Origin of the sequence: Rhodobacter viridis, assembly GCF_003217355.1 — a bacterium.
Lineage (GTDB): Bacteria > Pseudomonadota > Alphaproteobacteria > Rhodobacterales > Rhodobacteraceae > Rhodobacter > Rhodobacter viridis.
The window spans coordinates 80,717-97,090 of the sequence record NZ_QJTK01000010.1 but is presented as its reverse complement, the minus strand read 5'-3'; the positions used below and the strand labels follow the sequence as shown (position 1 = coordinate 97,090).

The 16,374-nt window shown below is 65.4% G+C and carries 20 protein-coding genes; 9 read left to right on the top strand and 11 right to left on the bottom strand.

All coding sequences use genetic code 11. The annotated features are described in order from the left end of the window. Positions 1 to 27 precede the first annotated feature (27 nt). Complete coding sequence (locus tag C8J30_RS13160; protein WP_110806309.1) at positions 28 to 840, bottom strand: alpha/beta fold hydrolase; 813 nt, start codon at positions 838 to 840, stop codon at positions 28 to 30. Beyond that, positions 840 to 1,439, bottom strand: coding sequence for a 2-hydroxychromene-2-carboxylate isomerase (locus C8J30_RS13155; RefSeq protein ID WP_110806308.1), 600 nt, complete (start codon positions 1,437 to 1,439; stop codon positions 840 to 842). Before C8J30_RS13155 ends, C8J30_RS13160 begins: the two co-directional genes overlap by 1 nt. Positions 1,440 to 1,546: 107 nt before the next feature. Here C8J30_RS13155 and C8J30_RS13150 point away from each other — a divergent pair, with 107 nt between their 5' ends. After that, positions 1,547 to 2,566, top strand: coding sequence for a ribose-phosphate pyrophosphokinase (locus C8J30_RS13150; protein ID WP_110806307.1), 1,020 nt, complete (start codon positions 1,547 to 1,549; stop codon positions 2,564 to 2,566). Between the two features lie 38 nt (positions 2,567 to 2,604). After that, positions 2,605 to 3,330 carry an alpha/beta fold hydrolase gene (locus C8J30_RS13145; RefSeq protein WP_110806306.1) on the top strand — a complete coding sequence of 242 codons (726 nt, stop codon included), beginning with the start codon at positions 2,605 to 2,607 and terminating at the stop codon, positions 3,328 to 3,330. A 142-nt stretch (positions 3,331 to 3,472) separates the two neighbouring features. Here C8J30_RS13145 and C8J30_RS13140 read toward each other — a convergent pair whose 3' ends face one another. The 3 genes from C8J30_RS13140 to C8J30_RS13130 all read right to left on the bottom strand — a co-directional run bounded on the left by C8J30_RS13140 (position 3,473) and on the right by C8J30_RS13130 (position 5,312). Continuing rightward, positions 3,473 to 4,537 (bottom strand): 5-(carboxyamino)imidazole ribonucleotide synthase, encoded by a 1,065-nt coding sequence (locus C8J30_RS13140; RefSeq protein ID WP_110806305.1) that lies wholly within the window; start codon positions 4,535 to 4,537, stop codon positions 3,473 to 3,475. Further along, positions 4,530 to 5,015, bottom strand: a complete 486-nt coding sequence (gene purE, locus C8J30_RS13135) for a 5-(carboxyamino)imidazole ribonucleotide mutase (protein WP_110806304.1) — start codon at positions 5,013 to 5,015, stop codon at positions 4,530 to 4,532. Before purE ends, C8J30_RS13140 begins: the two co-directional genes overlap by 8 nt. 66 nt (positions 5,016 to 5,081) lie before the next feature. Further along, positions 5,082 to 5,312 carry a YdcH family protein gene (locus C8J30_RS13130; protein ID WP_110806303.1) on the bottom strand — a complete coding sequence of 77 codons (231 nt, stop codon included), beginning with the start codon at positions 5,310 to 5,312 and terminating at the stop codon, positions 5,082 to 5,084. A gap of 222 nt (positions 5,313 to 5,534) precedes the next feature. On the opposite strand from C8J30_RS13130, the gene C8J30_RS13125 reads away from it, so the two are divergent. Together C8J30_RS13125 and C8J30_RS13120 are read left to right on the top strand one after the other, a co-directional pair. Then, positions 5,535 to 5,948 carry an Hsp20 family protein gene (locus C8J30_RS13125; protein WP_110806302.1) on the top strand — a complete coding sequence of 138 codons (414 nt, stop codon included), beginning with the start codon at positions 5,535 to 5,537 and terminating at the stop codon, positions 5,946 to 5,948. Between the two features lie 9 nt (positions 5,949 to 5,957). Beyond that, positions 5,958 to 6,185: a DUF1150 family protein gene (locus C8J30_RS13120; protein ID WP_110806301.1), complete on the top strand. Its 228-nt coding sequence runs from the start codon at positions 5,958 to 5,960 to the stop codon at positions 6,183 to 6,185. A 132-nt stretch (positions 6,186 to 6,317) separates the two neighbouring features. Here the strand turns inward: C8J30_RS13120 and C8J30_RS13115 are convergent, their stop codons facing one another. Beyond that, positions 6,318 to 8,024, bottom strand: a complete 1,707-nt coding sequence (locus tag C8J30_RS13115; protein WP_110806300.1) for a bifunctional sulfate adenylyltransferase/adenylylsulfate kinase — start codon at positions 8,022 to 8,024, stop codon at positions 6,318 to 6,320. A 236-nt stretch (positions 8,025 to 8,260) separates the two neighbouring features. On the opposite strand from C8J30_RS13115, the gene C8J30_RS13110 reads away from it, so the two are divergent. After that, on the top strand, positions 8,261 to 8,716 hold the full coding sequence (locus C8J30_RS13110; protein WP_110806299.1) for a hypothetical protein: 456 nt from the start codon (positions 8,261 to 8,263) through the stop codon (positions 8,714 to 8,716). A gap of 54 nt (positions 8,717 to 8,770) precedes the next feature. Here C8J30_RS13110 and trxB read toward each other — a convergent pair whose 3' ends face one another. Continuing rightward, positions 8,771 to 9,712 carry a thioredoxin-disulfide reductase gene (gene trxB / locus C8J30_RS13105; RefSeq protein WP_110806298.1) on the bottom strand — a complete coding sequence of 314 codons (942 nt, stop codon included), beginning with the start codon at positions 9,710 to 9,712 and terminating at the stop codon, positions 8,771 to 8,773. A 184-nt stretch (positions 9,713 to 9,896) separates the two neighbouring features. Here trxB and C8J30_RS13100 point away from each other — a divergent pair, with 184 nt between their 5' ends. After that, entirely contained in the window at positions 9,897 to 10,397 is a 501-nt protein-coding gene (locus tag C8J30_RS13100; RefSeq protein ID WP_110806297.1) for an Lrp/AsnC family transcriptional regulator, read from the top strand. Between the two features lie 152 nt (positions 10,398 to 10,549). Here the strand turns inward: C8J30_RS13100 and C8J30_RS13095 are convergent, their stop codons facing one another. The 3 genes from C8J30_RS13095 to C8J30_RS13085 all read right to left on the bottom strand — a co-directional run bounded on the left by C8J30_RS13095 (position 10,550) and on the right by C8J30_RS13085 (position 13,653). Continuing rightward, complete coding sequence (locus C8J30_RS13095) at positions 10,550 to 11,521, bottom strand: Gfo/Idh/MocA family protein (RefSeq protein ID WP_110806296.1); 972 nt, start codon at positions 11,519 to 11,521, stop codon at positions 10,550 to 10,552. Between the two features lie 51 nt (positions 11,522 to 11,572). After that, complete coding sequence (gene rpoH, locus C8J30_RS13090) at positions 11,573 to 12,472, bottom strand: RNA polymerase sigma factor RpoH (RefSeq protein ID WP_110806295.1); 900 nt, start codon at positions 12,470 to 12,472, stop codon at positions 11,573 to 11,575. Between the two features lie 137 nt (positions 12,473 to 12,609). Beyond that, on the bottom strand, positions 12,610 to 13,653 hold the full coding sequence (locus C8J30_RS13085) for an RluA family pseudouridine synthase (RefSeq protein ID WP_110806294.1): 1,044 nt from the start codon (positions 13,651 to 13,653) through the stop codon (positions 12,610 to 12,612). Here C8J30_RS13085 and C8J30_RS13080 point away from each other — a divergent pair. Further along, positions 13,643 to 13,945: a DUF6476 family protein gene (locus tag C8J30_RS13080; RefSeq protein WP_181420873.1), complete on the top strand. Its 303-nt coding sequence runs from the start codon at positions 13,643 to 13,645 to the stop codon at positions 13,943 to 13,945. The genes C8J30_RS13085 and C8J30_RS13080 overlap by 11 nt on opposite strands. Positions 13,946 to 14,044: 99 nt before the next feature. Here C8J30_RS13080 and C8J30_RS13075 read toward each other — a convergent pair whose 3' ends face one another. Further along, the gene (locus tag C8J30_RS13075) at positions 14,045 to 14,284 is read right to left on the bottom strand and encodes an accessory factor UbiK family protein (protein WP_023916636.1); all 240 of its coding nucleotides are present in this window, start codon (positions 14,282 to 14,284) and stop codon (positions 14,045 to 14,047) included. A 136-nt stretch (positions 14,285 to 14,420) separates the two neighbouring features. Between C8J30_RS13075 and lgt the strand changes: the two genes are divergently transcribed. Both lgt and C8J30_RS13065 read left to right on the top strand, forming a co-directional pair. Beyond that, positions 14,421 to 15,305 (top strand): prolipoprotein diacylglyceryl transferase, encoded by an 885-nt coding sequence (gene lgt, locus C8J30_RS13070; protein WP_110806293.1) that lies wholly within the window; start codon positions 14,421 to 14,423, stop codon positions 15,303 to 15,305. Beyond that, the gene (locus tag C8J30_RS13065; protein ID WP_110806292.1) at positions 15,302 to 16,372 is read left to right on the top strand and encodes a class I SAM-dependent methyltransferase; all 1,071 of its coding nucleotides are present in this window, start codon (positions 15,302 to 15,304) and stop codon (positions 16,370 to 16,372) included. The genes lgt and C8J30_RS13065 overlap by 4 nt, the downstream gene beginning before the upstream one ends. Positions 16,373 to 16,374 lie beyond the last annotated feature (2 nt).

The window sequence follows — 16,374 nt, the reverse complement described above, 5'->3', positions numbered from 1 at the left end:
GAACCGGCGCGTCCGGTTCCCGTCGCCTCAACTGCGCTCGAGATTCATCGCGATCAGGTCGCGCACCTGCGCCGCATGGGTTACGGGCAGCATGTGCCCGCCGCCCGGGATACAGGCCACCCCCACATCGCCCAGCCGCGCCGCAATCGCCTCGCACACCGGGGGGACGATGGCCGGGCTTTGATCGCCATGCACGATCATCACCGGCGCGTCGATCGCCTCGATCCCGTCCGGGCGCCAGATCTGCCCCGGATCGGTGAAGTTGGCCGAAGAAATATTGCCCACCATCGGCATCTGCGCGGCAAAGCGGGCGCGGTGATGCGCGGGCAGGTCCTCCCACGGCACGCCCGCGCCCCAGGCGCCCATGAAGCCCTTGGCCGCGGCTTCGTAAGCGCCGTCCGCGATCAGCGTCTCGAAATGATCCTGATGCGCGCGCAGCGCGACCCAATCGGCGCTGCCCTCGACCGCCTTGAACAGCACCGGCTCGATCAGCGTCAGCGAGCGGATCGCGTCGGGCGCCGCCACCGCCAGCCGCAGCGCCACCGAGGCGCCGAAACTGTGGCCGACCAGATCCAGCGGCCGGTCGATGAAACTCGCCGCGATCTGCGTGACAAGGCGCTGAAACGCCCCCGGCTCGGCCCCCTCGGCCGACCAGTCGGCGGATTGCCCGTGCCCCGGCTGATCGAAACTCGTCGCGGTGACTGTCTCGCCCAAGGGCTCCAGCACCGGGCCCCAAAGGTTCGAATTGCCCAAAGTGCAATGCACGGCCAGCATCGGCCGCGCGCCGGTGCCGAAGCTTTGCCAGAAGATGTCGTGCCCCTGCCGAATGTCCTTCGGCATCAGAGCGTGCCCAGATGCGCGTCAAGGAAATCGAGCCGATCCTGGCCCCAGAAGCGCTGGTCGGTCTCGCGCACGATATAGAAGGGCGCGCCAAAGACGCCGCGATCGACCGCCTCTTCAAGGTTTCGCTCATAGGCCATCGCGCCGGTGAACAGCCCGGTCGTCACCAGGTTCGGGTCGAACCCGGTCTCGGCCAGCTTTTCGCGCAGCACGTCATCTTCGCCGATGTTGCGATCCTCGACCCAGAGCGCGCGCAGGATCGCGCGCACCAGCGCCCCCACATCGCCGCCGCCCGCCGCCTGCGCCGCGATGACGGCATAAGACCCCGGCGCCGCATTCGGCGGATAGATCGTGGGCTTCAGGATCATTTCCAGGCCCAGATGCTTTGCCCAGCGTTCAAGCTCCTGATTGCGATAGGCCATGCGGGACGGATGGCGCGCAGCGGGCCGCACGCCGCCGGTGCGATCAAACAGCGCCAGCACGTCAAGCGGCTTGTAGCTGATGCTTGCGCCGTGTTTCGCGGCGATGCGCTCCAGCCGGTCGCCCGCCAGATAGGTCCAAGGGCTGAACACCGAGAAAAAGTAATCAATCTGCGCCATCTTATCGCTCCCCCGGCTTGCAAGGTTTGCGGGCAGGCTAGCCCGGTGCTAAGGCAGGCGCAATCCGGCGAATCCGCTGCTGCCGCAGCGGCAAGAAAGGAACTGCCATGGCTGCGATGACCGAACCGAAGCTCATTTCCGGCAATGCGAACCGGCCTCTGGCGCAGGCGATCGCCCGCCGGATGTCGATGCATCGCGGCATGTCGGTGGGGCTGGTGGATGCCCGCGTCGAGCGCTTCAACGATCAGGAAATCTTCGTCGAAGTCTATGAAAACGTCCGCGGCGAGGACATGTACATCATCCAGCCGACTTCTAACCCGGCGAATGACAACCTGATGGAACTCCTGATCATGACCGACGCGCTCAAGCGCTCGTCGGCCGATCGCATCACCGCCGTGATCCCCTATTTCGGCTATGCGCGTCAGGATCGCCGCGCCAAGGCCCGCACGCCGATTTCGGCGAAGCTCGTCGCGAACCTTCTGACCGAGGCGGGCGTGGACCGGGTGCTGACGCTCGATCTGCACGCGACGCAGATCCAGGGCTTCTTCGACATTCCGGTGGACAACCTTTACGCCGCGCCGGTGTTCTCGCTTGATATCCTGCACAATTTCAAGGGGGCTTTGGAAGACCTGATGGTCGTTTCGCCCGACGTCGGCGGTGTGGCGCGGGCGCGCGAACTCGCCAAGCGCATCGGTGCGCCGCTCGCCATCGTCGACAAGCGCCGCGAGAAGGCGGGCGAGGTCGCGGGCATGACCGTGATCGGCGAGGTGACCGGCAAGAAATGCATCATCGTCGATGACATCTGCGATACCGCCGGCACGCTGTGCAAGGCGGCCGAGACGCTGATCGCCGCCGGCGCGACCGAGGTGCACAGCTACATCACCCACGGCGTCCTCTCGGGCCCGGCGGTGGAGCGGGTCGAGAATTCGGTGATGAAATCGCTCGTCATCACAGACTCGATCGAGCCCACCGAAGAGGTGAAGAACGCCCGCAACATCCGCATCGTGCCGACCGCGCCGATGTTCGCGCAGGCGATCCTGAACACCTGGTCGGGCACTTCGGTCAGTTCGCTGTTCGAGACCGACACGCTGGTGCCGATCTACGAGGGGCTCTATTCGACGCTCTGAGGCTGGACAGACCGCCGAAATTCGACAAGGCTCGGATCATGCTGATCCGGGCCTTTCTTGTTTTGTGTCTGAGCGCGGTCCCGGCCGCTGCCGATTGCGTGCTGCTGCTGCATGGGCTCGCCCGCAGCCCGCGTTCGCTTTTCGTGCTGGAACAGGTGCTCGAGGCGCGGGGCAAGCGGGTGGTGAACCTGGGCTACCCCTCGACCGAAGAGACGGTCGAGGCGCTCGCGGGGCGGATCGAGGCCGGGCTTGCGGCCTGCGGGCCAGGGCCGGTCGATGTGGTGACGCATTCGATGGGCGGCATCCTGCTGCAGGTCTGGGCCGAGCGCGGCGCGAATGCGAAACGCATCCACCGCGCGGTGATGCTCGCGCCGCCGAATGGCGGCTCCGAGATCGTCGATACCTTCCGCGATCAGGCGTGGTTTGGCTGGATGAACGGCCCGGCCGGGCTGGCCCTTGGTACGGGGGCCAGCGATGCCCCGGCCCGCCTGCCGAAACCGAAATTCGACTTCGCGGTGATCGCGGGGTCTGACAGTCTGAACCCGATCACCTCCTGGCTGATCCCGGGGCCGGATGATGGCAAGGTCTCGGTCGCCAGCGCGAAACAGGCGGGGATGGCGGATTTTCTGGTGCTGCCGGTGACCCACACCTGGATGATGGATGATCCAAGGGTGATCGTCGAAGTGCTGGCGTTTCTGGACAGGGGCCAGTTCGAGCCGGTGCCGGGTTGGGGCGCGGCCTTGAAGCGGCTCGCGGCGCCTTGAGCGGGGCGGGGGGGGCGCTGCCCCCCTCTTGCCTGCGGCAATTCACCCCCCGGCGTATTTGCACCAAGAAGAAGACCGCCTGCTTCTTCTTGGTGCAAATACGCCACGGGGGTGCGGGGGTGTGAAACCCCCGCTTCCGCCCTTACAGGATGCGGTTCACATGGCCCATCTTGCGGCCCGGCTTCGCCTCGGCCTTGCCGTAAAGATGGATCTGCGTGTTCTTCGCGCGGGCCAACTCGGGAATGCGGTCGACATCATCGCCGATCAGGTTCAGCATCTCGACATCGGCATAGCGACCACCATCGCCGAGCGGCCAGCCCGCCACGGCGCGGATGTGCTGTTCGAACTGATCGACGGTGCAACCCGCCTGTGTCCAGTGGCCCGAGTTGTGCACCCGCGGCGCGATCTCGTTGACCAGAAGCCCCGCGGGCGTCACGAAAAGCTCCACCCCCAGCACGCCAACGTAATCGAGCGCATTGAGGATCCGCGCCGCGACCAGCACCGCATCCGAGCGCAGGGCCGGCGGGATGCGCGCGGGCACGGTCGTCGTGTGCAGGATGCCCGACTTGTGCACGTTCTCGCCGGGGTCGAAGCAGGAGATCGAGCCGTCGAGACCGCGCGCTGCGATCACCGAAATCTCGGCCGAGAAATCGACAAAGCCTTCCAGAACGGCGGTGGCGCCGCCCATCGCGGCCAGCGCCGCGGGCGCGTCGGCGGGGGTCATGATCCGCGCTTGCCCCTTGCCGTCATAGCCAAGCCGCGTCGTCTTCAGGATCGCGGGCGTGCCGATCATTGCAATCGCCGCATCCAGCGAGGCGGCATCCGTCACCTCGGCCCAGGGGGCGGTGGTCAGGCCGATGCCGTTCAGGAACGACTTTTCGAGGATGCGGTCCTGCGAGGTGGCCAGCGCCTTGCGTCCCGGGCGAATGGGCCGCAGGCTTTCGAGCAGATCGAGCGCCGAGGTCGGGATGTTCTCGAATTCATAGGTGATGACATCGACCGCTTCGGCAAAGGCGCGCAGCGCGGCCTCGTCCTCGTAGGGGGCGGTGAAGACCCGGTCGGCGACCTGACCCGCGGGCGGGTTTGCGCCCGGTTCGAAGATCGCGCATTTCAGACCAAGGCGCGAGGCCGCGACCGAGAGCATCCGCCCCAACTGCCCGCCACCCAGAATCCCGATCGTGGCCCCCGGTTTCAGCATCTCAGTCATCTTGCGGTTCGTCCGGAATGGAGGCGGAAAGGGCATCGCGCCAGGCGTCGAGACGGGCGGCCAGCGCGGGATCTTGCAGCGCAAGGATGCCCGCGGCCATCAGCCCGGCATTGGCCGCGCCCGCGGCGCCGATCGCCATCGTCGCGACGGGAAAGCCCTTCGGCATCTGCACGATGGAATAAAGACTGTCGACGCCCGACAGCGCCTTCGTCTGCACCGGCACGCCGACCACCGGCACCCGGGTTTTCGAGGCCATCATGCCGGGCAGATGCGCCGCGCCACCGGCGCCCGCGATGATCACCTGCAACCCGCGCTCGACCGCGGTCTTGCCATAGGCCCAGAGCCGGTCCGGGGTGCGATGCGCCGAGACGATCTTCTTTTCATAGGGGACACCCAGTTCATCCAGAACCGCCGCCGCCTCGCGCATGGTCGCCCAGTCGGACTGGCTGCCCATGATGATTCCAACTTTCACGCCCATTCGGTCCCCCATCTTGTGGCGGCACTATAGGCAGTGGGGCCCCCGGTTCAAGGGTTTGGGCAAGTCTCAGGCGATGATGTCGGGGGTCAGCCGGTCTTCGATCCGGGCGATCTGGTCTTTCAGCGACAGTTTCTGCTTCTTCAGCCGCACCAGCCGCAATTGATCGGGATGGGCGTCCTTGACCAGAGCGCCGATCGCCTCGTCAAGGTCGCGGTGTTCGCGCTTGAGCACCTCGAGCTTGACCCGCAGAACTTCGTCGGTGTTCATCTCGATCGGGCTGTCAGTATGGGCATTCATGGCATGTGTCCGATCACAGGCTGAGACAGAAAAACAGAGCAAGCCCCCGACTCGCCCCGCATTTTGACCAAGCATATCAAATCCGGGGCCTTTGCGGGAAATTTCCTGACTGCGACGCGCCGCCGCCCCCTTGCACCTGCGGCGGCGCTGCCCATATCCTGCTGACGGGACTGCCGCAGCGCGGGGTTCCCCAAGCAACGTCGCTTTCCAAAGGGCTTGCCAATGACGAAACTGAGCTTCGGCGCACATCCTTATCTGCTGGGCTTCGACCAGTTGGAGCGCCTTGTCGAGCGGACCGCAAAATCCGGCTCCGACGCCTATCCTCCTTACAATATCGAGCAATCGGGCCCGGACGAATTCCGCATCACCCTTGCGGTGGCGGGCTTTGCCGAGGCCGATCTGGCGATCACGATGGAAGATCGTGCCCTCGTCATCCGCGGCCGTCAGGCCGATGACGGGTCCGAGCGCATCTTCCTGCACCGCGGCATCGCCGCCCGCGCCTTCCAGCGCAGCTTCGTGCTGGCCGATGGCGTCGAGGTGGCGGGGGCGGCGCTCGAGAATGGCCTTTTGCATGTCGAGCTGAAACGGGCGCAGCCCGAGCCGGTCGTGCAGACGATTCCGATCCGCAGAAAGTAAGGGGGCATCATGGATCACACTGCAGATTTCGACGTCGCCGCAGGCGAACGCATCGTCTATGTCCGCTCGGTCCCGGTGACCGAGATCCCGGAGGAAATCCGCGAGCGGGTCGGCCATGTCGAGCACATGTATGCGCTGCACAACATCAATGGCGAGCGTCTGGCCCTCGTGCGGGACCGCAACATGGCCTTCGTGCTGGCGCGCGAAAACGAGATCACCGCGGTCAGCGTGCACTGAACCGCCCAAGATCATGACCTCAAGGAACGGCAGGGCGATGTCCCTGCCGTTTTCGTTTTCAGCCGGTCGCAAAGCAAAACGCGCGCCCCGGGTTTCCCAAGGACGCGCGTTCGGTCTCGTTTTCAGTCAGGCTTACGCCTTGATCAGGCCCATCGACTCGAGCTTCAGGATCACCTGATGCGCGCAGTGATCGACATCGACGCCGGTGGTGTCGACGGCCAGTTCCGGGTTCGCGGGCACTTCATAGGGGTCCGAAATGCCGGTGAATTCCTTGATCTTGCCTTCGCGGGCGAGCTTGTAGAGCCCCTTGCGGTCGCGGCTTTCGCATTCCTCGATCGGGGTCGCGACGTGCACTTCGACGAAGGCGCCGTAGGCCTCGATCATCTCGCGCACGGCACGACGGGTCGCGGTGTAGGGCGCGATCGGCGCGCAGATCGCGATGCCGCCGTTCTTGGTGATTTCCGACGCCACATAGCCGATGCGCTTGATGTTGATGTCGCGGTGCTCTTTGCTGAAGCCCAGTTCCGACGACAGGTGTTTGCGCACCACATCGCCATCCAGCAGCGTCACCGGGCGGCCGCCCATTTCCATCAGCTTGACCATCAGCGCGTTCGCGATCGTCGACTTGCCCGAGCCGGAAAGGCCGGTGAAGAAGACGGTGAAGCCCTGTTTGGCCCGCGCGGGCGAGGTGCGGCGCAGTTCCGACACCACCTGCGGGAAGCTGAACCATTCCGGGATATCCAGGCCTTCGCGCAGACGGCGGCGCAGTTCGGTGCCCGAGATGTCAAGCACGGTGCAGCCTTCCGGCACTTCGTTCGCCGGATAGTATTGCGCCTTTTCAGCGACATAGACCATGTGCTTGAAGTCGACCATGGTGACGCCGATTTCCTCTTCATATTGCTTGAAGAGGGTCTGCGCATCGTAGGGGCCGTAGAAATCGACGCCCTGGCTGTTCTTGCCCGGGCCGGCGTGATCGCGACCGACGATGAAATGGGTGACGCCGTGGTTCTTGCGGATCAGCCCGTGCCAGACCGCCTCGCGCGGGCCCGCCATGCGCATCGCAAGGTTCAGAAGGCTCATCGTGGTGGTCGATTGCGGGTATTGATCCAGCACGGCCTCATAGCAGCGCACGCGGGTGAAGTGATCGACGTCGCCCGGTTTCGTCATGCCGACGACCGGATGGATCAGCAGGTTCGCCTGCGCCTCGCGGGCGGCGCGGAAGGTCAGTTCCTGATGCGCGCGGTGCAGCGGGTTGCGGGTCTGGAAGGCGACGATCTTCTGCCAGCCGAGCTTGCGGAAATAGGCGCGCAACTCGTTGGGCGTGTCGCGACGGGCCTTGAAGTCGTAGTGCACGGGCTGCTGGATGCCGGTCACCGGGCCGCCAAGATAGATCTTGCCCGCGGTGTTGTGCAGGTAGTTCACCGCCGGATGGGCGAGGTCATCGGCGCCGAAGACTTTTTCCGCTTCCTTGGCCTTGTTCGGGACCCATTTGTCGGTGACCGACAGGATCGCCAGAATCACGCCTTCCTGATCGCGCAGCGCGATGTCCTGGCCGGGCGCGATGCCCTCGGCGAATTTCTCGTTCACGTCGAGCGTGATCGGCATCGGCCAGAGCGTGCCGTCGGCCAGACGCATGTTGTCGACGACGCCATCGTAATCGGCCTCGCTCAGGAAGCCCTTGAGCGGGAAGAAGCCGCCGTTCATCAGAAGTTCGAGGTCGCAGATCTGACGCGGGGTCAGGTCCCACGAGGGCAGGTTTCCAGCCTCGATTTTCAGTTTTTGCGCAGATTCGTGAGAAACATACAGCTCCGGAATGGGAGCGAGATTGGGAAGAGTCATCGCTTGACCTGTTTTTCGAGGGCTAACCGCCGCGCCACACCGACGCTTGGCCGCGGACTTGCCCGCAAAACAGGCCCGTTTCAAGCAAAAGCGGCGGTATTTTCCCAAAGAAGGCCGTTATGGTGCGTTTGTGCCAAGAGCTGGAACGAAGTTTCTGCAAACTGCGTCAATCCACGCCGTTTGTTGCGGTTGAAACCGGTGCTATCGTGCCCCGAAGTTTGCTTTGAGGGGAAGTCATGGGTCTGAAATCAAGTCTGACGCCTATCATCGCCGGTTGGGTGTGGATCTCCGGTTGCGAGTACGGCATCAATCAGGTCTGGCTGAAAAGCCAGTGGGAAGACTACTACAGTGCGCTCGGGTTCGCTTATCCCGACGACATGATGAAATGGGCTGCGTGGTGTTTCGTCTTCGCTCTGGCGATGCGGATGCTCGTGTCCCGCTTCAACGTGCTGGCGGCGGGGATCATCTCGTGGATCTTCGTGGTCGGCCTGTCGCTGGTCGCGCTTTGGAACTACGCACCGATGCCGGTGGAAATGTTCCAGCTCTATGGTCCGGCCAGCTTTGCCGAAACGCTTTCGGCGGCTCTGGTGATCTCGATGTTCGTCGGCATTGCGGGGGCGGTGAAACGCTCGCAGCAACGCGCGAAAGAGAAGGCCAAGGCGAAACTGAAGGCCAAGGCTGTCGCGGCCTGAGCCAATCACAAAGGGAAACGGGCCGCCTTCGGGCGGCCCTTTTCGTTGCGGGGCTCAGCCCTGTTCGGCAAGCCAGCGCTCGGCATCGAGCGCCGCCATGCAGCCCATGCCCGCCGAGGTGATCGCCTGCCGATAGGTGTGATCGGTCAGATCGCCCGCGGCGAAGACGCCCGCGATGCCGGTGCGGGTCGTGCCCGGTTCCACCTTCACATAGCCGCCGTGATGGAGTTCCAGCTGGTCCTTGACCAGCTCCGAGGCGGGCGCATGGCCGATGGCGACGAAGAAGCCGTGGCAGGGGATTTCGCGTTCCGCCCCGGTCTTCACGTCCTTGATCCGCGCGCCGGTGACGCCCAAAGGCGCCTCAGTGCCCAGCACCTCCTCGACCGTGGCGTTCCAGATCACCCCGATCTTCGGGTTCTTCATCAGCCGCTCGATCAGGATCTTTTCGGCGCGGAAGCTGTCGCGGCGGTGAATGACGGTGACTTTCGAGGCGAAATTCGTCAGGAACATCGCCTCCTCCACGGCCGCATTGCCGCCGCCGACCACCACGACCTCCTTGCCGCGATAGAAGAAGCCGTCGCAGGTGGCACAGGCCGAGACACCGAAGCCCTGGAATTTCTGCTCCGACGGCAGGCCCAGCCAGCGCGCCTGCGCTCCGGTGGCGAGAATCACCGCATCGGCCGTGTAGACCGTGCCCGAATCGCCCGTGGCGACGAAGGGACGGGTGTCCAGATCCAGCTTTGTGATGATGTCGGTGATGATCTCGGCGCCCATCGCGCGGGCGTGCTCTTCCATCTGCACCATCAGCTCGGGGCCCTGCACCTCGGTGCGGCCGGGCCAGTTTTCGACCTCGGTGGTGATCGTGAGCTGCCCGCCGGGCTGCATCCCCTGCACGAGAATGGGCGACAGCATCGCGCGCGAGGCATAGACCGCCGCCGTATATCCGGCTGGTCCCGACCCGATGATCAGAACCTTCGTATGCTTCGTCTCGCTCATGCCCGATCTCCTGTTGTGACGTCGCTCATATAAGCAGCACAGGCGCGCGGGAAAACCCCTGTGCGGCTGTGCTGTGTCGCAGCTGCAGCGATCGATGCGGATTGCGCTTGCGCTGGAATGGGCGAAACAATATTGCGCATGCAAGCGCCAATATATAAGGTTCGCGCAGCCAAGGAGGTTCGGCATGGGCACGAGCAAGCTCGACGAGATCGACCGGAAAATTCTGGCCGAGCTGCAGGCGGACGGCCGGATGACGAACGTCGAATTGGCCAAGCGTGTCGGCATCTCGGCGCCGCCCTGCCTGCGCCGGGTGCGCACGCTGGAAGAGGCGGGCTACATCCGCGGCTATCACGCCGATGTGAATCCGCGCGAGCTCGGCTTCGAGGTGCAGGTCTTCGCGATGGTGCGGCTGCATTCCCAGGCGGAATCGGATCTGAGCGCCTTTGAGCGCCGCTGTCAGGCCTGGCCCTTGGTGCGCGAATGCCACATGCTGAACGGCGAGATCGACTTCGTGCTGAAATGCGCGGCGCCCGATCTGTCGACCTTCCAGAATTTCCTGACCGGGCAACTGACCGCGGCCGAGAATGTGGCGAGCGTGAAGACCTCGCTCGTGATCCGCTGCGCCAAGGATGAACCCGGCGTGCCCTTCGACGTGCTCGAAGAGCGGCTCGCCAAACACGCCTGAGCGATCGGCCCCAGGCGGGGCAGGGGGGCGCTGCCCCCCATCCTGCCGTTGGCAGGACTCCCCCGGGGATATTTATGGCAAGATGAAAGACAGCCTTTTCATCTTGCCATAAATACCTCAGGGGTCCGGGGGCAGCGCCCCCGGCCTTGCGCTCAGATTTCGCCCGCGCGCACCAGATCGATCATCGCCTGACCGGCGCGGGCCTCTTCGAGGCTCCACGTATAGGGCTCGCCCGTGCGGATGTGGCGGACAAAGGCTTCGACCTGCAGCACATATTGGTTCACGCCGGGGAAGCGGTGGGTCTCGGCGCTATTGTACCCGTGCAGCGTCACCTCGGCCTGATCGAAGACCCCGGCGTTGAAGGGCGCCGAAAGGGTGATCCGGCCGGTCTCGCCCTGAAAGGTCACCTCCTGCCGCGGGAAGAGCCGGGTCGAGGTCATCGCGGCGAAGGTGAAGTCCCCGCCCGGGCCCGCCATCTCGCCCCAGACCTGCGCGAAAGTGTCGACGCCATGTTCGCGCTTGATGCGCGAGACGAGCCGCACGGGTTCCGCGCGCGTCGCGAAGCGGATCGAGGAATAGGCATAAACGCCGATATCGGGGATCGAGCCGCCGCCGGTCTCGGCGCGGTTGCGGATGTTCGCGGGGTCTGGGTTGTCGAAGCTGAAGGCCACATCGGCGTGTTTGAGCCGCCCGATCCGGCCCTCGTCGAGCCAGCGCCGCACCAGCTGCCATTGCGGGTGGTGCACGATCATGTAGGCCTCGGCCGCGCATTTGCCCGCGGCGTCGCGGGCGGCGATCAGCGGGTCGATGTCCTCGGCGCGCAGGGCGAGCGGCTTTTCGATCAGCACATGTTTGCCAGCGGCAAGCGCCTTGATTCCCCATTCCACGTGCAGGTGATTGGGCAGGGGAATGTAGACGACCTCGACCGCGGGATCGGCCAGAAGCGCCTCGTAGCTGTCATGCAGGGTCAGATCGGGGGCGAAGGCGGTGAAGGCCTCGGCTTTGGCGGGGGAGGAGGTCGCCAGCGCCGCAAGCCGCGCGCCTTTGGCGGCATGGATCGCGGGCCCCATCCGGCGCGCCGCGAAATCCGACGCGCCGAGAATTCCGAAAGTCACTGGCTGCATGGTCGTCTCCCTTTGGCGCCAAGCTAGCGCGCGGTGCCAAGGGGGGCAACGTCAGCCCGGCAGCGCCATGCCCTTTTCCTTGGCGAGCGCCTTCATCCGGCCCTGAAGCTTTTCAAACGCCCGCACCTCGATCTGACGGATGCGTTCGCGGCTGACGTCATATTGCGCCGACAGTTCCTCCAGCGTCACCGGCTCGTCGCGCAGCCGCCGCGCCATCAGGATGTCGCGTTCGCGCTCGTTCAGCACATCCATCGCCGCGACCAGCATCGCGCGCCGGGCCTGCAGCTCGTTTTCCTCGGCATAGGCCTCGGCCTGATCGGCATCCTCGTCTTCGAGCCAATCCTGCCATTGCGTGGCGCTTTCGCCGTCGCCCGCGCCGACCTGCGCGTTCAAGGAGGCATCCGATCCGGCCAGACGCCGGTTCATCTCGATCACGTCGTCTTCGGTGACGTTCAGATCCTTGGCGATCCTGGCCACCGCATCGGGGCGCAGATCGCCCTCCTCGAAGGCGCCGATCTTCGATTTCGCCTTGCGCAGGTTGAAGAAGAGCTTCTTTTGCGCCGAGGTGGTACCGAGCTTCACCAGCGACCACGAGCGCAGGATGTATTCCTGAATCGCGGCACGAATCCACCACATCGCATAGGTCGCCAGCCGGAACCCGCGCTCCGGGTCGAAGCGCTTCACCGCCTGCATCAGCCCGACGTTGGCTTCGGAAATCACCTCGGCCTGCGGCAGGCCATAGCCGCGATAGCCCATGGCGATTTTCGCGGCGAGCCGCAGATGCGAGGTCACCAGCCGATGCGCGGCCTTGGGGTCCTGATGGTCGACCCAGGCCTTGGCCAGCATGTATTCCTCTTCCGGTTCCAGAAGCGGAAACTTGCGAATCTCCTGCAGATAGCGGTTCAACCCCTGTTCGGGGCTGGGGGCTGGCAGGTTGGCGTAGCTCGACATGTGGTCATTCTCCCTTCGCACCCCAGATGGGGAAGGAGGCCTGTCGCTTCAAGGGCTTCGGTCCTCCGTCATGGGGGATGAACGCAGGATGGGCCTGATTCCGCCGTCGGGCAAGCACAGATGACGCAACTGTGAGATCAGGCGGCGCCCGGTCCTGCGCGCAGGATGGCGAGCAGCGCCTCGATATCCGCGGGCAGGGGAGAGGTGAAGCTGAGTTCCTCGCCCGTGACCGGATGGGTGAAGCCGAGCGTCGTCGCATGCAGCGCCTGACGCGGGAAATTGGCCACGGCCTCGGCCGCTGCAGCGCCCACCGCGCGGACGGAAAGCTTGCGTTTGCCGCCATAGGTGGGATCGCCGACGAGCCCATGCCCCACATGCGCCATGTGCACGCGGATCTGATGCGTGCGGCCGGTTTCGAGCCAGCAATCCATCAGGGCGGCCACGCCGCCAAAGGCCTCGACCGTGCGGGCGCGGGTCACCGCATGGCGGCCGCCGGTGAACAGCACCGCCTGCCGTTGCCGGTCGGTCGGGTGGCGGGCGAGTTGCGAGGTGATCTTCAAGATGCCACCCTGCTCGAAATTCACCCCGCGGATGCCGCGCAGGCGCGGATCGGCGGCCGAGGGCACGCCCTGCACCAGCGCGGTGTAATGGCGGTGCACCGTGTGTTTCTCGAATTGCGCCGCGAGCCCGTGATGGGCGCGGTCGGATTTCGCGACGACGAGCAGGCCCGAGGTTTCCTTGTCGATCCGGTGCACGATGCCCGGCCGCGCCTCGCCGCCGATGCCCGAGAGCCGCCCGCCGAAATGGTGCAACAGCGCATTGACCAGCGTGCCGTCTTCCGAGCCCGGCGCCGGATGCACCACCATCCCCGCGGGTTTGTCGATCACGATCAGGTCTTCGTCTTCCCAGAGCACGGTCAGCGGAATGTCCTGCGCCACGGTTTCGACGGCGCGGGGCGGTTCGACCGCGATCATGTAGACCTCGCCCGGGGCGACCTTGGCCTTCTGGTCGGTGATCGCCACGCCGTCCTTCGTCACCGCGCCTTCGGCAATCAGCCGGGCCAGGCGCGAGCGCGACAGCGCCGCTTCTTCTGGCACAAGCGCCGCCAATGCCTTATCAAGCCGATCGGCGGGGTCTTCGCCGATTTCGATGCGCAGGAGGTGTGCCGCGATGTCCGACATGATGCCTTCCGATCCGGCGCCGCCGCCCGAGGTGAAGTTTCTGAAGATTCTCACCACCACGCTTGCGGGCGTGATGATCTTCGGCCTTCTAACGATCATCTTCCTGCTTGTCACCCGCTTGCCGGGGGCGACGAAATTGCCGGACCTGCCCGCAGCGATCGCGCTGCCCGCGGGGGAAAAGGTGGAAACCGTGACCTTCGGGCGCGGCTTCACCGTGGTCGTGACGCAATCCGGGCGCGTGCTGGTCTATCGCCCCGACGGCAAGCTTGCGCAGGATGTGGCGCTGAACTGAAGCCTGCGTTTTTTCTTGGCGCAAATACGCCCTTGAAATGCCAACGCCGAAGGCGGTTGCCTCCGGCGGGCGTATTTTTCCCAAGAAAAAGCCGAAAGCTTACTTGGCTTCCAGCGCATCAAGACGCGCCTTCAGCGCCTCGTTTTCTTCGCGGGCCTTGGTGGCCATCGCCTTCACCGCGTCGAATTCCTCGCGGGTGACGAAATCGCGGTCGGCCATCCAGCGGTCCATCCAGCTTTTCATCGCCGTTTCCGCCTCGGTCTTGGCGCCCTGCGCCACGCCCATCGCATTGGTCATCAGCTTCGACATCTCGTCGAAGAGTTTGTTCGGAGCTTGCATCGTCTTCACCTTCTGCAATGCGGGCCGCCGCCGCGGCCCCGCTTGCGCCCTATATGGGCTGCGAAGCCCGCCGAGACAAGGTTGACTTCGCCGCAGCGCAAGGGCCAAGTGGCGGCGCTGAAGCCCCGAGGATGCCATGGCCCTGCCTTTCCCCGAAATCTCCCCCGATGCCTTCGAAATCCCGTTCGTCGACTGGCCGATCCGCTGGTATGCGCTGGCCTATATCGCGGGGCTTTTGGCGGGCTGGCGCATCGTCGTCGCGCTGATGCGGCGCCCGAAGCTCTGGGGCAAACGCGCGCCGATGGCGCCCGAAGCGGTCGAGGATCTGCTGACCTGGGTGATCCTTGGCGTCATTCTGGGCGGGCGGCTGGGCTTTGTGCTGTTTTACGATCCGGGCACCTATCTAGAGGACCCGCTCGCGATCGTCCGCGTCTGGGAGGGCGGCATGTCCTTCCACGGCGGCTTTGCGGGCGTCGTGATCGCCGGGCTCGCATTTTGCCATCGGCGTGGCATCGCGCCCCTGCCGGTGGGCGATGCCTTTGCCCTTGTCGCGCCGATCGGGCTCTTCCTCGGGCGTCTGGCGAATTTCATCAAGCCCGAGCTCTGGGGGCGGCCGACCGACATGCCCTGGGGCGTGATCTTCCCGGTCGATGCGGCACAGATCTGCAACGGCTGGGCCGGGCAGGTCGATGACAGCTGCGCCCGCCACCCCTCGCAGCTTTACGAAGCCGGGCTCGAGGGGCTGCTCTTGGGCGCCATTCTGTGGTGGCTTTTCGCGCGGGGCGCGCTGCGCAAGCCGGGGCTGCTGATGGGGGTGTTCCTGATCGGCTACGGGCTCGCCCGCGCCTTCGTCGAGCTGTTCCGCCAGCCCGATGCGCAATTCGCCACCGACGTCAACCCGATGGGCTACGCCTTCTTTCTGGGCGACCTTGGCATCACCATGGGGCAGGCGCTCTCGGTGCCGATGATCCTGCTTGGGGGCGCGCTCATCCTTTACGCCCGGATGCGGGGGGCAAAGTGACCCCGCTCGCGCGGCGTCTCGCAGCCCGCATCGCGGCCGAGGGGCCGATCGGGCTTGATGCCTATATGGCAGACTGCCTGCTGCATCCCGCGCATGGCTATTACGCCACCCGCGATCCCTTTGGCCGCGCAGGCGATTTCATCACCGCACCGGAAATTTCCCAGATGTTCGGCGAGATGCTGGGCCTGTGTCTGGCGCAGGTCTGGCTCGATCAGGGCCGCCCCGCGCCTTTCACATTGGCCGAGATCGGGCCGGGCCGGGGCACGCTGTCCGCCGATGTGGCGCGCGTCCTCGCCCGCGTACCCGGCATGGCAGAGGCGGCGCAGCTGCATCTGATCGAGGCCTCGCCCACCCTGCGCGCGGTGCAGCGCGAGACCCTGCGGGGCCATGCCGTCACCTGGCACGACAGCATCGCGACCCTGCCCGAGGCGCCGCTTTTCCTGCTCGCGAACGAGTTCTTCGATGCCCTGCCGATCCGGCAATTCCAGCGCACCGAGGCGGGCTGGGCCGAGCGTCAGGTGGGTCTGCAGGGCTGCAGCCTCGTGCCCGGCCTTGCCCCGCCCAGCCGCTTTGCCGCGCTCGAACCTCGGCTGGCCGACACGAAACCGGGCGATGTGGTCGAAACCTGTCCCGCCGCCGCGCCGATCATGGCCGAGATCGCCCGCCGCATCGCGACCCATGGCGGCGTCGCACTCGTCATCGACTACGGCCACTGGCGCAGCCTGGGCGACACCTTTCAGGCGGTCAAGGCGCATAGCTATTGCGACCCTTTCGCCACCCCGGGCGAGGCCGATCTGACCGCCCATGTCGCCTTCGAACCGCTGGCCGAGGCCGCCCGTGCCGCGGGCGCGCAGGCCTCGGCGATGACCCCGCAGGGCGTGCTGCTGGAGCGGCTCGGCATCACCGCCAGGGCCGAGGCGCTGGCGGCGAAGCTCTCGGGCGCGGCACGTCAGGCCCATGTCGCCGCGCATCGACGCTTGACCCATCCCGAAGAAATGGGTCAGGTGTTCCAAAGTCTTGCCATTTTCCCCGTAACCGCCCCGGTGCCTCCGGGCTTTGATGTTTGATC

Bases quoted from the DNA above. Each gene is read 5' to 3' on its own strand.
- C8J30_RS13100 (WP_110806297.1), top strand. From the start codon at position 9,897: ATGGGCACGAGCAAGCTCGACGAGATCGACCGGAAAATTCTGGCCGAG.
- C8J30_RS13140 (WP_110806305.1), bottom strand. From the start codon at position 4,537: ATGACTGAGATGCTGAAACCGGGGGCCACGATCGGGATTCTGGGTGGC.
- C8J30_RS13120 (WP_110806301.1), top strand. From the start codon at position 5,958: ATGGATCACACTGCAGATTTCGACGTCGCCGCAGGCGAACGCATCGTC.
- C8J30_RS13080 (WP_181420873.1), top strand. From the start codon at position 13,643: ATGTCCGACATGATGCCTTCCGATCCGGCGCCGCCGCCCGAGGTGAAG.
- C8J30_RS13085 (WP_110806294.1), bottom strand. From the start codon at position 13,653: ATGTCGGACATCGCGGCACACCTCCTGCGCATCGAAATCGGCGAAGAC.
- C8J30_RS13095 (WP_110806296.1), bottom strand. From the start codon at position 11,521: ATGCAGCCAGTGACTTTCGGAATTCTCGGCGCGTCGGATTTCGCGGCG.
- C8J30_RS13150 (WP_110806307.1), top strand. From the start codon at position 1,547: ATGGCTGCGATGACCGAACCGAAGCTCATTTCCGGCAATGCGAACCGG.
- C8J30_RS13130 (WP_110806303.1), bottom strand. From the start codon at position 5,312: ATGAATGCCCATACTGACAGCCCGATCGAGATGAACACCGACGAAGTT.
- C8J30_RS13155 (WP_110806308.1), bottom strand. From the start codon at position 1,439: ATGGCGCAGATTGATTACTTTTTCTCGGTGTTCAGCCCTTGGACCTAT.
- C8J30_RS13125 (WP_110806302.1), top strand. From the start codon at position 5,535: ATGACGAAACTGAGCTTCGGCGCACATCCTTATCTGCTGGGCTTCGAC.
- lgt (WP_110806293.1), top strand. From the start codon at position 14,421: ATGGCCCTGCCTTTCCCCGAAATCTCCCCCGATGCCTTCGAAATCCCG.
- C8J30_RS13115 (WP_110806300.1), bottom strand. From the start codon at position 8,024: ATGACTCTTCCCAATCTCGCTCCCATTCCGGAGCTGTATGTTTCTCAC.
- C8J30_RS13160 (WP_110806309.1), bottom strand. From the start codon at position 840: ATGCCGAAGGACATTCGGCAGGGGCACGACATCTTCTGGCAAAGCTTC.
- C8J30_RS13075 (WP_023916636.1), bottom strand. From the start codon at position 14,284: ATGCAAGCTCCGAACAAACTCTTCGACGAGATGTCGAAGCTGATGACC.
- trxB (WP_110806298.1), bottom strand. From the start codon at position 9,712: ATGAGCGAGACGAAGCATACGAAGGTTCTGATCATCGGGTCGGGACCA.
- rpoH (WP_110806295.1), bottom strand. From the start codon at position 12,472: ATGTCGAGCTACGCCAACCTGCCAGCCCCCAGCCCCGAACAGGGGTTG.
- C8J30_RS13110 (WP_110806299.1), top strand. From the start codon at position 8,261: ATGGGTCTGAAATCAAGTCTGACGCCTATCATCGCCGGTTGGGTGTGG.
- purE (WP_110806304.1), bottom strand. From the start codon at position 5,015: ATGGGCGTGAAAGTTGGAATCATCATGGGCAGCCAGTCCGACTGGGCG.
- C8J30_RS13145 (WP_110806306.1), top strand. From the start codon at position 2,605: ATGCTGATCCGGGCCTTTCTTGTTTTGTGTCTGAGCGCGGTCCCGGCC.